The sequence below is a fragment of the Pseudomonas sp. FeS53a genome, assembly GCF_000931385.1.
GTDB classification, from domain to species: Bacteria; Pseudomonadota; Gammaproteobacteria; order Pseudomonadales; family Pseudomonadaceae; genus Metapseudomonas; species Metapseudomonas otitidis.
Genome location: NZ_JYFT01000075.1, coordinates 98,131 through 111,323 on the forward strand (window position 1 = coordinate 98,131; position 13,193 = coordinate 111,323).

Sequence of the window (13,193 nt, forward strand, 5' to 3'; positions counted from 1 at the left end):
GGCATCAGGCCTTGCGCGGGGCCAGGTAGGCCAGCCAGCGGCGCTCGGCCAGCTTGAACAGGCGCACCAGGATGAAGGTCAGGCACAGGTAGAACAGGCCGGCGGTGATGAATGCTTCGAACGGCAGGTAGTACTGCGAGTTCACAGTGCGCGCGGCGCCGGTGATGTCCACCAGGGTGACGATGGAGGCCAGGCTTGTGGTGTGCAGCATCATGATCACTTCGTTGCTGTACTGCGGCAGCGCACGGCGCAGGGCCGAGGGCAGCAGGATACGGCGGTACAGCTTGGCGCGGGACATGCCGATGGCCTTGGCCGCTTCGATCTCGCCATGGGGCGTGGCCTTGAGGCTGCCGGCGAGGATCTCGGCGGTGTAGGCACTGGTGTTGATGGCGAACGCCAGGCAGGCGCAGAAGGTGGCGTTGGACAGGTAGGGCCAGAGCCAGCTTGCGCGCACGGCCTCGAACTGGGCCAGGCCGTAGTAGATGAGGAACAGCTGCACCAGCATCGGGGTGCCGCGGATGACGTAGGTGTAGAGCCAGGCCGGGAAGTTGACCATGGGCTGCTTGGAGACCCGCATCAGCGCCAGGGGCACGGCCACCAGCAGGCCGACGGCCAGGGAAATGGCCAGCAACTTGAGGGTCACCAGCACGCCGCTGAAGTAGAGCGGCAGGTTCTCGTAGATGACGGTGTAGTCGAAGATCACGGATGCGCCCTCTCGCTCACAGATCGGCGGCCTTGATGCCGACGGAGTAACGTTTTTCCAGGAAGCGCAACGCCAGCAGCGACACGCTGGTCAGCACCAGGTACAGACCCGCCACGGCCAGGAAGAAGGTGAAGGGCTCGCGGGTGGCATCCGCCGCGCTCTTTGCCTTGAACATCATGTCCTGCAGGCCCACCACGGACACCAGCGCGGTGGCCTTGGTCAGCACCAGCCAGTTGTTGGTGAAGCCGGGGATGGCGAAGCGGATCATTTGCGGCACGAGGATGCGGAAGAACACCTGGCGACCGTTCATGCCGTAGGCGAAGCCGGCCTCGCCCTGCCCTTTCGGGATGGCCATGAAGGCACCCCGGAAGGTCTCGGACAGGTAGGCACCGAAGATGAAGCCGAGGGTGAAGACCCCGGACCAGAACGGGTCGAGGTCGATGTAGTCGTCATAGCCAACCATCGGCCCCACCAGGTTCACCACCTGCTGGCCGCCGTAGAAGATCAGCAGGATCAGCACCAGGTCGGGAATGCCGCGGACCACGGTGGCATAGGCATCCCCCATGATGGCCAGCCAGCGCACCGGCGACAGGCGGAAGGCCGCGCCGACCAGGCCGAGCAGGATGGCCATGGACATGGAGGACAGCGCCAGCAGCAGGGTGAGCCAGGCACCCTCGAGAATGGTCGAGCCGTAGCCGTTGAGCATGTTTCAGGTCCTCTTGCAGCGCCCCAGGTGAAACCGGACAGCACCGCTGCAATGAAAAAGTGGCACAACCTGCAGGTTAGCCGCCGACCGTGACGCCCGGTCGCGCGGTGCCGTGGTCGCACGCGCGACCTCAACGTCCTGGTTGTGCCACTTCCGGGGAAGGGCGGAGGGGATTACTCGCCGTAGATGTTGAACTGGAAGTACTTGTCCTGGACTTCCTTGTACTTGCCGTTGGCACGGATGGCGGCGATGGCGGCGTTGATCTTGTCCGCCAGGGCCTTGTCGCCCTTGCGAACGGCGATGCCGGCGCCTTCACCGAAGTACTTCGGATCGGTGTAGTCCGGGCCTACCAGGGCGAAGCCCTTGCCGGCTTCGGTCTTGAGGAAGCCGTCGTCGATGTTCACGGCATCGGCCAGGGTCGCGTCGAGGCGGCCGGCGGTCATGTCGAGGAACACTTCGTTCTGCGAGCTGTAGCGCACCACTTCGATGCCGGCCGGGGCGTAGACCTCGGTGGCGAAGCGGTCGTAGGTGCTGGCGCGCTGGACGCCGACCTTCTTGCCCTTCAGGTCCACCAGCGGGTCGTTGATCACGGTGCCGGCCTTCATCGCCAGCTTGATCGGGGTCAGGTAGTAGCGGTTGGTGAAGTCGACGGACTTCTTGCGGTCTTCGGTGATGGTCATCGAGGACAGCACGGCGTCGAACTTGCGCACCTTGAGGGCGGGGATCAGGCCGTCGAACTCCTGCTCGATCCATTGGCACTTGACCTTCATCTCTTCGCAGAGGGCGTTGCCGATGTCGTAGTCGAAGCCGGTGATCTTGCCGTCCGGGGTCTTGAAGGCGAAGGGCGGGTAAGCGGCCTCGATGCCAATGCGCAGGGGCTTGGAATCATCGGCAGTGGCTGCCAGCGGCGACAGCAGGGTCAGCGCCAGAGCGCCGAGAAGGGCAATCTTCTTCATGTTTGACTCCTTGGAATAGGGAAGCATCTGCTGGCAGGAGAGATCGTGCCCAGACCATTCAGCGAATTGTAGAAATAGGCGCGGAATTTACCTTGATTGAACTCAGGGAAATGGCCTTGGCCGGGTGAGCGGCATTCTAGCGACAGCCCTAAAGTCGATATTTCTTCAATGCGACAACAAATTACAAAAGGCCAGGACGGCCGGGATGGAGAGGTTGACAGCAACCTGCTTTCGTGACTAGGCAGTTCAATTCAGAACCTTCTGGAAAAGCAATTACCAGACCACTTTCCAACAACCCCAGTAAAAACGGGCGCTCCAGCCCGCTACCGGGCTGTCAGCCCCACCTCATTCAGCACCAGCCCGGGGCAATCTGCTCCCAGGCGCCCCAGAATGGCGCGCAAGGTTACACCCCGACTGTTACCGCTCGCTATACCCCGTTGCCACGCGCCAGCCGCTGGCACCGTCCGATATCAATCGACCAGAAGCAGAACGCCCCGCCGGGCTTGTGGCCGGGCGGGGCGTTCGCTGGAGCGGGAGGTCGCCGGGTCAGGCGGCCTGCATGGTGCGATGGGTGTCGATGAGGTGCTGCACCACGCCAGGATCAGCCAGCGTGGAGATGTCGCCGAGGGTGTCGTACTCGGCCACGGCGATCTTGCGCAGGATGCGGCGCATGATCTTGCCGGAGCGGGTCTTGGGCAGGCCGGGTGCCCACTGGATGACGTCCGGTGTGGCGATGGGGCCGATCTCGCGGCGCACCCACTGCTTCAGCTCCTGGCGCAGCGCTTCGGAGGATTCCACGCCGGCGTTGAGGGTGACGTAGACGTAGATGCCCTGCCCCTTGATGTCGTGGGGGACACCGACCACGGCGGCCTCGGCGACTTTCGGGTGGGCGACCATGGCGCTCTCGATCTCGGCGGTGCCCATGCGGTGGCCGGAGACGTTGAGCACGTCGTCGACGCGGCCGGTGATCCAGTAGTAGCCGTCTTCATCGCGACGGGCACCGTCACCGGTGAAGTACATGCCCTTGAAGGTCTTGAAGTAGGTGTCGACGTAGCGGTCGTGGTCGCCGTACAGGGTACGGGCCTGACCCGGCCAGGAGTCGATGATCACCAGGTTGCCTTCGGCGGCACCCTCGATCAGGTTGCCCAGGTTGTCCACCAGGGCCGGCTGCACGCCGAAGAAGGGCCGCGCGGCAGAGCCCGGCTTGAGGGCGTGAGCCCCCGGCAGCGGGGTCATCAGGCAGGCGCCGGTCTCGGTCTGCCACCAGGTGTCGACGATCGGGCAACGGGACTGACCGACGTTCTCGTAGTACCAGTGCCAGGCCTCCGGGTTGATCGGCTCGCCCACCGAACCCAGCAGGCGCAGGCTGGAGCCGTCGGCACCGGCCACGGCGGCCTTGCCCTCGGCCATCATCGCGCGGATGGCGGTGGGGGCGGTGTAGAGGATGTTGACCTTGTGCTTGTCGATGATCTTGGCGACGCGGCTGACGTCCGGGTAGTTCGGCACGCCCTCGAACATCAGGGTGGTGGCACCGTTGGAGAGCGGCCCGTACACCAGGTAGGTGTGGCCTGTGACCCAGCCGATGTCGGCGGTGCACCAGAAGACTTCGCCCGGGCGGTAGTCGAACACGCGCTCATGGGTCAGCGAGGCGTAGACCAGGTAGCCGCCGGTGGTGTGCAGCACGCCCTTGGGCTTACCGGTGGAGCCGGAGGTGTAGAGGATGAACAGCGGGTCCTCGGCACCCATCTCCTTCGGCAGGCACTGGCTGGAGGCGACCTTCATCAGGTCCTCGTACCAGACGTCGCGGTGCGGGTTCCACTTGATGGTGGAGCCGGTGCGCTTGACCACGATGAGCTTCTGGACGCTGTTGGTCTCGGGGTTGGTCAGGGCGTCGTCGACATTGGCTTTCAGCGGGGTCTTCTTGCCGCCACGCAGGCCTTCGTCGGCGGTGATCACCACCTTGGACTTGCAGTCGATGATGCGACCGGCCAGGGCTTCGGGGGAGAAGCCGCCGAAGACCACGGAATGGATGGCGCCGATGCGGGTGCAGGCCAGCATGGCCACCACCGCCTCGGGGATCATCGGCATGTAGATGGTGACCACGTCACCGCGGTGCACATCCTGGCCGCGCAGGGCGTTGGCGAACTTGCACACTTCTTCGTGCAGCTCGCGGTAGGTGATGTTGCGGTGCTCGGACGGGTCGTCGCCTTCCCAGATGATCGCCAGCTGGTCGCCGCGCTCGGCGAGGTGACGGTCCAGGCAGTTGGCGGAGAGGTTGAGGGTGCCGTCGGCGAACCACTTGATGTCGACGTGGTGGTCGTCGAAGGAGGTCTGCTTGACCTTGGTGAACGGCTTGATCCAGTCGATGCGCTGAGCCTGCTCGCGCCAGAAACCATCGGGGTTGATCACCGACTGCTGGTACATGGCCTTATAGGTCGCCTCGTTGGTCAGCGACTTTTCAGCCACCTCGGGACGCACCGGATACAGTGAAGCAGCACTCATGTCTCATACCTCGACGGGTAGTTGTTTTTGTATGCCGTCTTTTGTATCCCCCGCCTGTCAGTGGGGCCATTCGACCATGGTCTTACCGGACTTGGACCATGGTCTAAGCCCCGTGAAACGGGCCATCCAGCGCGTTTTCCAGGTGCCCCTGGCAGCGTCTGCCGCGCCAGGGCGCCGAAGCCCCAAAACGATCAATAAAGCGAACAGGTTTTTGCCAACCCCGAAAGCAGGCGCGCTCAAACCCGTAACAATTGCGGAAATATTTAGCCAAAACCTATCGATTGATACGCATGGATACCTAAAGTTAATATTTCGTTCATTATGTTGAACAGTCACTCCCCTTCCCTGTCCTTCTCCCGTCTGGTGTCCCGCGAGGGCCACTGGACCGGCGACCTGTAGCGCCCCTCCCATTCGGGCCGGACGACTTCGGCCACCTGCGCCCTGCGCACACCCGAAACCGAAACACGGGCGATTCGCCACTGCCGGCGAGCCCGCAATGCCCATGGGAGGGCACCATGCGTTCCTGGATCTATCTTCTAACGGCGATCTTCTTCGAGGTCGTCGGCACCACCTCCATGTCCTTTGCCAACGAAAACAACCCGGTGCTGGGGCACCTGCTGATGTACGGGCTGATCGGTCTGTCGTATTTCTTCCTGGCACTGGCCGTCAAACGCGTCCCGGTCGGGGTCGCCTACGCCCTCTGGGAGGGCATCGGCATCGTGCTGATCACCGCCGTCAGCGTCGCCTGGCTGGGGGAAAGCCTCGGCCTGGCCAAGGCGCTGGGCATCGGCGTGATGATCGCCGGCATCCTGCTGATCAAGTTCGGTACCCACAGCTCGACCGAGCCGACTCGCCAGGAGGTGGCAGCATGAGCACCGTGACCTGGATTCACTTCGCCTGGCTGGGCGTGGCCATCGTCCTGGAAGTCCTGGCCAACATCCTGCTCAAGTACTCCGACGGCTTCCGCCGGCGCCTGCTCGGCGGCCTGTCCATCCTCTGCATCCTCGCGGCCTTCACCGCGCTGGCCCAGGCGGTGCAGGGCATGGAGCTGTCGATGGCCTACGCCATCTGGGGCGGCTTCGGCATCATCGCCACCGTTGCCCTGGGCTGGGCCCTGTTCGGCCAGCGGCTGGCCTGGCGCGGCTGGCTCGGCCTGAGCTTGCTGGTAGGCGGCATGACCCTGCTGAAACTCGCCTGACATGAAAAAGGCCCCGTGAGGGGCCTTCTTCATTTGTGCCGACGGTCAGACCAGGGTCAGGGTGACGTCGATGTTGCCGCGGGTGGCGTTGGAGTACGGGCAGACGATGTGGGCCTTGTCCACCAGTTCGCGGGCCTGGGCCTTGTCCATCCCCGGCAGGCTGATCTGCAGCTCCACCTCGATGCCGAAGCCGTTGGGGATGGCGCCGATGCCGACGATCCCTTCGATGGAGGCGTCAGCCGGCATCGGGTACTTGTCCCGTGCCGCGACAAACTTCATCGCACCGATGAAGCACGCCGAGTAACCGGCCGCGAAAAGTTGCTCGGGGTTGGTGCCAGAGCCGCCGGCACCGCCCAGTTCGCGCGGGGTGGTCAGGGCGACGTCCAGCACGCCATCGGAGGAAACGGCACGGCCATCACGGCCACCGGTGGCTTCTGCGTAGGCGCGGTACACGACGTTTTCGATGCTCATGGTGCGATCCTCGTGATCAGGTTGCGTTGGGGTAGATCCGATTCGATTTGCGCGATTTCATTTAGCGCTCAAATCTTCATGGCGATAAATTTATCGCTCATTAATTTTGCACGCAAGGTATTTCATTGGATCATTTCGCTATGGCTTCATTCCAGCGAGGCATAAGCCCAGCGCAGCGCCCGCGCGCCTAGCGATGAAAACCCGCTCGGCTGAGCGCTTGGGTCAGTGCGAGGGCGTATTGCCCCTGGCAATGCAGCCGCCCCTGCCCGTCCGGCAGGCCGAGCCCGAAGCCTTCGTCACCCTCGCCGAAATAGAGGATGCCATTGGGCAGTTCGGCCACCACCAGCACATCCTCCGGCTCGCCGGAGCGCAGGCGGGTGCAGGCATAGAAGGGCACGCGGCAGGCGGCGAACACCACCTGCTGGGCAGGCGAGCAGTCGCACAGGTGCTGGAACACCAGGTTCTTGATTTCGACGGTCGAAAACGATTGGCAGGTATCCATGGCGGGTCCGTCCTGCTTGTTATGGTTGAGCGGGCCTGACGTAGGGATCTTCGAACACCGAGTGCGAAAATCTAGCAGTCGCAGGGCGGCTTTCCACCCAAACCGGTAACAGGATCAGACGAACGCGACGGAGGGGTCAGGACGAGGAAACGCGCGACCCGAGCAGGATGATGGCGGCACCGATGATGCAGAGCGCCGCGCCCAGCCAGTCGCTGGCCAGCGGGCGGGTGCGCTCGACGAAGGCCAGCCAGCAGAGTGACGCGACGATGTAGACCCCGCCGTAGGCGGCGTAGGCCCGCCCCGCGTAGGCCGCTTCGACCCGGGTGAGCAGGAGGGCGAACAGGGTGAGGCTCAACAGCCCGGGGGCGATCCACAGCGCACTGCGTCCAAGCCGCAACCACATCCAGAAGGCGTAGCAGCCGGCGATCTCGAACAGCGCCGCGAGAAAGAACCACAGGTAGTTGAGCATGGGTGCCTCCAGGGCGAGTGCGGCCGGAGCCGGCCGCCTGATGTCAACCGCGCAACGCGCCTTCCCGTTCCCAGGCGCAGCGCACGCGCAGGCCGGCTTCCTGCGGGCTGTGGAAGCCCTGTTCGCTTTCCCAGCGGAAGGTGTGGGTGCCGTTGAGCTCCGTCTCCAGGTGCACCACGGCGCTGCCCCAGTAGAGCTGCTCCAGCAACGCCTCGAACTGCTTCACCCAGAGGTTCCACTCGTACTCGATGGCGGGGTAGCTGGCGCCGAAGTGAATCACCTGGGTCTGGTAGAGGCCGAGCCCGGGGCGGCGGCTGAAGGAGAACATCTCGCGGCCGAGAAAGGGCCAGATATCGCCGGCAGGCAGGCGCTCGATCACCGCGCGGTTGGTCTCGCGGCGATGATCCAGCACCTCGGGATCATCGGACGGCCAGTCGCGGATGCAGCCATAGACGATGGATTCAGAGTCCACACAAGCACTCCAGGAAAACTGAGGCAGCCTTCTAACACAGGGCCGGCGGCCAGGAAAGGAACTGCGCGCTATTTCCGCGCATCCGCCTTGCCGCGCCCCAGCAGCCAGGCCAGCACGCAGAGCAGCGAGGCCAGCGCGGTGATGACCATGAAGGGCCCCTGGTAGTCGCCCGCCAGGTCCCGGCCGAGGCCGGCGAGCACCGGCGTCAGGCTGCCGAGGCTGTAGCCGGCGAACAGCATCATCGCCGTCCAGCGGCTGACGGCGAGGGAACTGTTCACCTCGTAGAGCGGCAGCACCATGGCCAGGGAGAAGGAACCGGAGAGCCCCAGGCCCAGCAACAGCGCCCAGAGCTCGGGCACCTGGGTCGGCGCGAAGGTGATCATCGCCAGGCACAGCGTGCTGATGAAGCCGCAGGCCAGCAGCAGGTGATAGCGGTTGCCGAAACGCTGGGCCAGCCAGGGCAGCACGAAGGAACTGGGCAGCCCCATCAGCATGAACAGGCTGAACAGGCTGTTGCTGCGCAGGCTGCTGAAGCCGGCCTCGCCGTAGCGGGCCACCAGCCAGGTGGCCAGGGCATAGAACAAGCCGGCCTGGATGGCGAAGAAGGCGGTGATCAACCACGCACGCGGCTCACGCCAGGGCAGGCCTGCCGCCCCGCCCTCCTCGGCTTTTTCGGCCCGGTTGGGCAGGCAAAGCCAGAGCAGCATCGCCACCCCGGCGGGAATGGCCCAGGCGGCCAGGCCCAGGTGCCAGCCACCCTGGGCTAGCGCCACCACCGGCTCGGTGAGCACCGCACCGGCTGCACCGCCCACGGTCATGCTCAGGGCATACCAGGCGACGACCCGGCCGACGTGGTCATGGAAATGGCGCTTGATGAAACCCGACATCAGTGGGCCGGCGATGGCGATGCCGGCGCCCAGGGCGGCCGCGCTGCCGATCAGCACGGCGCTGTGGTGCGACCCGAGACGGGCCGCCAGGGCCAAGCCGATCAACCCCAGGCAGCCGGCGATGACCCGCTCCAGCCCGAAGCGCACAGCCAGACGCGGCGCCAGCGGGGCCAGCAGCCCCATGCAGAGGACGGGCAGTGCGGTGGTCAGGCTGATCAGCCCGCGGCTCAGGGACAACTCGGCGGCAATGCGCTCGATGAGCGGGGCGAGGGAAGTGATGCCGGGGCGAAGGTTGATCGCGCCCAGCACCAGGGCGAGCATCAGGAGGGCTCGGGATACAGGCTTCACAGGGCTTCCAGGGTCGTCGACAGGCAGGTCGGGGAGCGGAACCCTACTACTCCCCTCCCCGGCCAGGCAAGGCTGGAAGCCCCATAAATTGACCGAGCGATCAGGACGCCTGACGGTTCCTGGCGCGCATTTTCTCGGCCATGGCGGCCATTTCGTCGTAGAGGGCCTGGGGGTTCTTCTGCTTGATGGTCCAGGCCATCCGGCCCTGTTCGTGGGGCAGGATCATGAAGGTGCCGGCGGCCACTTCGTCGTAGATATAGCTGGCGATGTCGGCGGCGCTGATCGGCGAGCTTTCCAGCAGCTTGCCCACCTGCTGCTTCATGGCCGGGGTCGGGCCACGGAAGGAGTCCAGCAGGTTGGTCTGGAAGAAGGATGGGCAGACCACATGGACGCCGATACCCTCCTGGCGCAATTCGATCAGCAGGCTTTCCGACAGGGCCACCACGCCGGCCTTGGCCACGTTGTAGTTGCTCATGGCCGGACCCTGCATCAGCGCCGCCATGGAGGCGATGTTGACGATGCGCCCACGGCTCTTCTGCAGCAGCGGCAGGAAGGCCTTGCAGCCCTTGACCACGCCCATGAGGTTGATCGCGATCTGCCAGTCCCAATCCTCCAGGGACAGTTCCTCGAAGAAGCCGCCGGAGGCCACTCCGGCGTTGTTGACGATGATGTCGATGCCGCCGAGCTTCTGCTCGCAGGCCTGGGCGAATGCGGTGAGCTGGCTGTAGTCACGCACGTCGCAACGCTGGGTGAAGCCATCGCCGCCGGCTTCGCGAACCAGGGCGAGGGTTTCCGCCAGGCCGGCCTCGTTGACATCGGACAGGGCGAGCTTGCTGCCTTCGCGGGCCCAGCGCAGGGCGATCTCGCGGCCCAGGCCCGAGCCGGCGCCAGTGATCATGATGCGGTTGTGCATGGTGAGGGTGCCTTCTGCTGTGCTAGATGCCCGCAGTGTAGCGAGGCCCCTGGCGCCGAAGCGCGAAATCAGGACGCTGAATGACCGGTGCAAAACGTTGCTTCACGGGCTTGCGCAGCGCCCCGCGAGCGGCATCCCCGAGAACGCCTCAGAAGGCCGTGCGGCGCTTCAGCGCCCGCCACAGCACCAGCCCGTAGACCAGCAGGTTGAGGCTGATGACCACGGCGCCCAGCCAGAGCTGGATGGCGTCGGTCAACCCGGCCGGGTAGATCACCGGCAAGATGTAGCGCTCGACGAAGCCACCGGGGTACCCCGACTCGCCAGCCGCGTGCCGCAAGCTGTTTTCCAGGTCCGTCAGCGGACAGCGCAGGTGCAGCAGTTCCACGCAGGCGCCCCAGGCCACGGCCGGCAGATGCAGCATCGCCATCCAGGTGCGCATCAGCACAGCCAACCCACCCAGCAGCACGAAAAGAATGAAGGCCAGGTGCACCAGCACCACCGCATCCGCCGCGATCCGTTCGATCATCCGCTCGCTGTCGGCGCATCCCCGCGCCGCCTCCTTGATAAGGCTGGAATGAAAACACCCTGAACCCGCTGCGCACCGCTGAAGTCGGAACACATAGGCACGGGTAGAAAAGGCCGCAAAGCCTCGCCGCCCTGCGCCAGGAAGTCCAGAACCAATCAGAAACAAGGAGTCCACCATGGGCCTGAGCACCATCCTGCTGCTGATCCTGATCCTCCTGCTGGTCGGCGGACTGCCGGTCTTCCCGCACTCCCGCTCCTGGGGCTATGGCCCGTCCGGTATCGTCGGTGCGCTGTTGGTGATCCTCATCGTGCTGATGCTGCTGGGCCGCATCTAGCGCGGCGAACGACCGGCTCGGAAAAGAAAAAGGGCAGCCAATGGCTGCCCTTCTTCTTGTTGGCCGAGCGATCAGTGGGCGACGGCGCCACTGGCACCCAGGCCGGTCTGGGAGCGGACGAACTGCGGGAAGAAGCGCGCACGCTCTTCATCAGCCGCTGCGGACTTGTCGGTGATGGAGAAGAACCAGATACCGACGAAGGCCACCAGGATGGAGAACAGGGCCGGGTACTCGTAGGGGTAGATGGCTTCGGCGTGGCCGAGGATCTGAACCCAGATGGTCGGGCCGAGGATCATCAGCGTGACAGCCGTTACCAGGCCCAGCCAGCCACCGATCATGGCGCCACGAGTGGTCAGCTTCTTCCAGTACATGGAAAGGATCAGCACCGGGAAGTTGCAGCTGGCGGCGATGGAGAAGGCCAGGCCCACCATGAAGGCGATGTTCTGCTTCTCGAACAGGATGCCCAGGCCGATGGCCAGGACGCCCAGTGCGACGGTGGTGATCTTCGAGACGCGCAGCTCATCCTTTTCGTTGGCCTTGCCCTTCTTGACCACGGAGGCGTACAGGTCGTGGGACACGGCCGAGGCGCCCGCCAGGGTCAGGCCTGCCACGACCGCGAGGATGGTGGCGAAGGCAACGGCGGAGATGAAGCCGAGGAACAGGCTGCCACCCACGGCGTTGGCCAGGTGCACCGCCGCCATGTTGTTGCCGCCGATGAGGGCGCCGGTGGCGTCCTTGAAGGCAGGGTTGGTGCTGACCAGCAGGATGGCGCCGAAGCCGATGATGAAGGTCAGGATGTAGAAGTAGCCGATGAAGCCGGTGGCGAAGAACACCGATTTACGAGCTTCCTTGGCATCGCTCACGGTGAAGAATCGCATCAGGATGTGCGGCAGGCCAGCGGTGCCGAACATCAGCGCCAGGCCCAGGGAGATGGCCGAGATCGGGTCTTTCACCAAGCCGCCGGGGCTCATGATGGCCTCGCCTTTCGGGTGGACCTTGATGGCCTCGCTGAACAGGGCAGCGAAGTCGAAGTTGACGTGCTTGAGCACCATGATCGCCATGAAGGAGGCGCCGGAGAGCAGCAGCACGGCCTTGATGATCTGGACCCAGGTGGTGGCCAGCATGCCGCCGAACAGCACGTAGCAGACCATCAGGATGCCCACCAGGACCACGGCGACGTGGTAGTTCAGGCCGAACAGCAACTCGATCAGCTTGCCGGCACCGACCATCTGCGCGATCAGGTAGAAGGCCACCACCACCAGCGAACCGCAGGCAGAGAGGGTGCGGATTTCCTTCTGCTTCAGGCGGTAGGAGGCGACGTCGGCGAAGGTGTACTTGCCGAGGTTGCGCAGGCGTTCGGCGATCAGGAACAGGATCACCGGCCAACCGACGAGGAAGCCGATGGAGTAGATCAGGCCGTCATAGCCCGAGGTGAATACCAGCGCGGAAATGCCCAGGAAGGACGCGGCGGACATGTAGTCGCCGGCGATGGCCAGGCCGTTCTGGAAGCCGGTGATGCTGCCGCCGGCGGTGTAGAAGTCGGCAGTCGACTTGCTGCGCTTGGAGGCCCAGTAGGTGATGCAGAGGGTGAAGCCGACGAAGGCCACGAACATGACGATGGCGGACACGTTCACCGGCTGGCGTTGCACATCGCCTTCGATGGCACCGGCTGCCCAGAGTGCCGGCGCGGCGACCATCAGGCCCGCGGCGGCAAGAAGCGAGAGAATACGCGCGCTCATTGCTGCGCCTCCTTGAGGATTTCCTGGTTCAGCCGGTCGAACTCGCCGTTGGCGCGGCGCACGTAGACACCGGTCAGGACGAAGGCGGTGAGGATGATCCCGACGCCGATCGGGATGCCGAGGGTGATCGGCGAATCGGCACTGAGGCGCATGCCCAGTACTTGCGGCTCGAAGGCGATCAGCAGGATGAAGGCCAGGTAGAGGCCGAGCATGATGGCAGAGAGCAACCAGGCGAAACGTTCACGCTTGGTCACCAGTTCCTTGAAGCGTGGATTCTCGTGAATCCGTTGGTAAATGCTGTCGTTCATTTTGTTGTTGTCCTCCACAGCACATGGGTGGTGAAAGCAACTCTAGATCGACCATGCACGGGTGACAGACGACCTTAGTCGTAGCGCCGCCGCTTTCTAGACCAAGGTCGTACACCCTTGATTGACCGGGGCTATCGCCACTATTCCCGCGTTGCATTT

At 64.4% G+C, this 13,193-nt stretch carries 16 protein-coding genes; 3 read left to right on the top strand and 13 right to left on the bottom strand.

What is annotated here, in order from left to right:
- Positions 1 to 4: 4 nt before the first annotated feature.
- The 4 genes from SZ55_RS23135 to acs form a co-directional block, all read right to left on the bottom strand.
- Complete coding sequence (locus SZ55_RS23135) at positions 5 to 703, bottom strand: ABC transporter permease (RefSeq protein WP_044412311.1); 699 nt, start codon at positions 701 to 703, stop codon at positions 5 to 7.
- 16 nt (positions 704 to 719) lie between these two features.
- Positions 720 to 1,409, bottom strand: coding sequence for an ABC transporter permease (locus tag SZ55_RS23140; protein WP_044412314.1), 690 nt, complete (start codon positions 1,407 to 1,409; stop codon positions 720 to 722).
- A 173-nt stretch (positions 1,410 to 1,582) separates the two neighbouring features.
- Positions 1,583 to 2,365: an ABC transporter substrate-binding protein gene (locus SZ55_RS23145; protein ID WP_044412316.1), complete on the bottom strand. Its 783-nt coding sequence runs from the start codon at positions 2,363 to 2,365 to the stop codon at positions 1,583 to 1,585.
- A gap of 546 nt (positions 2,366 to 2,911) precedes the next feature.
- The gene (gene acs, locus SZ55_RS23150; RefSeq protein ID WP_044412319.1) at positions 2,912 to 4,867 is read right to left on the bottom strand and encodes an acetate--CoA ligase; all 1,956 of its coding nucleotides are present in this window, start codon (positions 4,865 to 4,867) and stop codon (positions 2,912 to 2,914) included.
- Positions 4,868 to 5,382: 515 nt separating this feature from the next.
- Here acs and SZ55_RS23155 point away from each other — a divergent pair.
- Together SZ55_RS23155 and mdtI are read left to right on the top strand one after the other, a co-directional pair.
- Positions 5,383 to 5,739: an SMR family transporter gene (locus SZ55_RS23155; RefSeq protein WP_044412322.1), complete on the top strand. Its 357-nt coding sequence runs from the start codon at positions 5,383 to 5,385 to the stop codon at positions 5,737 to 5,739.
- Entirely contained in the window at positions 5,736 to 6,065 is a 330-nt protein-coding gene (gene mdtI, locus SZ55_RS23160) for a multidrug/spermidine efflux SMR transporter subunit MdtI (protein WP_044412325.1), read from the top strand. The genes SZ55_RS23155 and mdtI overlap by 4 nt, the downstream gene beginning before the upstream one ends.
- A 45-nt stretch (positions 6,066 to 6,110) precedes the next feature.
- On the opposite strand, the gene SZ55_RS23165 is transcribed toward mdtI, so the two are convergent.
- The 7 genes from SZ55_RS23165 to SZ55_RS23195 all read right to left on the bottom strand — a co-directional run bounded on the left by SZ55_RS23165 (position 6,111) and on the right by SZ55_RS23195 (position 10,653).
- Complete coding sequence (locus SZ55_RS23165) at positions 6,111 to 6,536, bottom strand: organic hydroperoxide resistance protein (RefSeq protein WP_044412328.1); 426 nt, start codon at positions 6,534 to 6,536, stop codon at positions 6,111 to 6,113.
- A 187-nt stretch (positions 6,537 to 6,723) separates the two neighbouring features.
- On the bottom strand, positions 6,724 to 7,038 hold the full coding sequence (locus SZ55_RS23170) for a hypothetical protein (RefSeq protein WP_044412331.1): 315 nt from the start codon (positions 7,036 to 7,038) through the stop codon (positions 6,724 to 6,726).
- Positions 7,039 to 7,174: 136 nt separating this feature from the next.
- Positions 7,175 to 7,507, bottom strand: a complete 333-nt coding sequence (locus SZ55_RS23175; RefSeq protein ID WP_044412334.1) for a YnfA family protein — start codon at positions 7,505 to 7,507, stop codon at positions 7,175 to 7,177.
- A gap of 43 nt (positions 7,508 to 7,550) precedes the next feature.
- Positions 7,551 to 7,979: a hypothetical protein gene (locus SZ55_RS23180; RefSeq protein ID WP_044412337.1), complete on the bottom strand. Its 429-nt coding sequence runs from the start codon at positions 7,977 to 7,979 to the stop codon at positions 7,551 to 7,553.
- A 68-nt stretch (positions 7,980 to 8,047) separates the two neighbouring features.
- Positions 8,048 to 9,187, bottom strand: coding sequence for an MFS transporter (locus SZ55_RS23185; RefSeq protein ID WP_236692475.1), 1,140 nt, complete (start codon positions 9,185 to 9,187; stop codon positions 8,048 to 8,050).
- Positions 9,188 to 9,314: 127 nt separating this feature from the next.
- Positions 9,315 to 10,127: an SDR family oxidoreductase gene (locus SZ55_RS23190; protein WP_044412342.1), complete on the bottom strand. Its 813-nt coding sequence runs from the start codon at positions 10,125 to 10,127 to the stop codon at positions 9,315 to 9,317.
- Between the two features lie 148 nt (positions 10,128 to 10,275).
- Positions 10,276 to 10,653: a DUF2784 domain-containing protein gene (locus SZ55_RS23195; RefSeq protein ID WP_044412348.1), complete on the bottom strand. Its 378-nt coding sequence runs from the start codon at positions 10,651 to 10,653 to the stop codon at positions 10,276 to 10,278.
- A gap of 175 nt (positions 10,654 to 10,828) precedes the next feature.
- Between SZ55_RS23195 and SZ55_RS27700 the strand changes: the two genes are divergently transcribed.
- On the top strand, positions 10,829 to 10,987 hold the full coding sequence (locus SZ55_RS27700; RefSeq protein WP_044412351.1) for a DUF3309 family protein: 159 nt from the start codon (positions 10,829 to 10,831) through the stop codon (positions 10,985 to 10,987).
- Positions 10,988 to 11,058: 71 nt separating this feature from the next.
- Here SZ55_RS27700 and SZ55_RS23205 read toward each other — a convergent pair whose 3' ends face one another.
- Positions 11,059 to 12,726, bottom strand: coding sequence for a cation acetate symporter (locus SZ55_RS23205; RefSeq protein WP_044412354.1), 1,668 nt, complete (start codon positions 12,724 to 12,726; stop codon positions 11,059 to 11,061).
- Complete coding sequence (locus SZ55_RS23210; protein ID WP_044412356.1) at positions 12,723 to 13,034, bottom strand: DUF485 domain-containing protein; 312 nt, start codon at positions 13,032 to 13,034, stop codon at positions 12,723 to 12,725. Before SZ55_RS23210 ends, SZ55_RS23205 begins: the two co-directional genes overlap by 4 nt.
- Positions 13,035 to 13,193 lie beyond the last annotated feature (159 nt).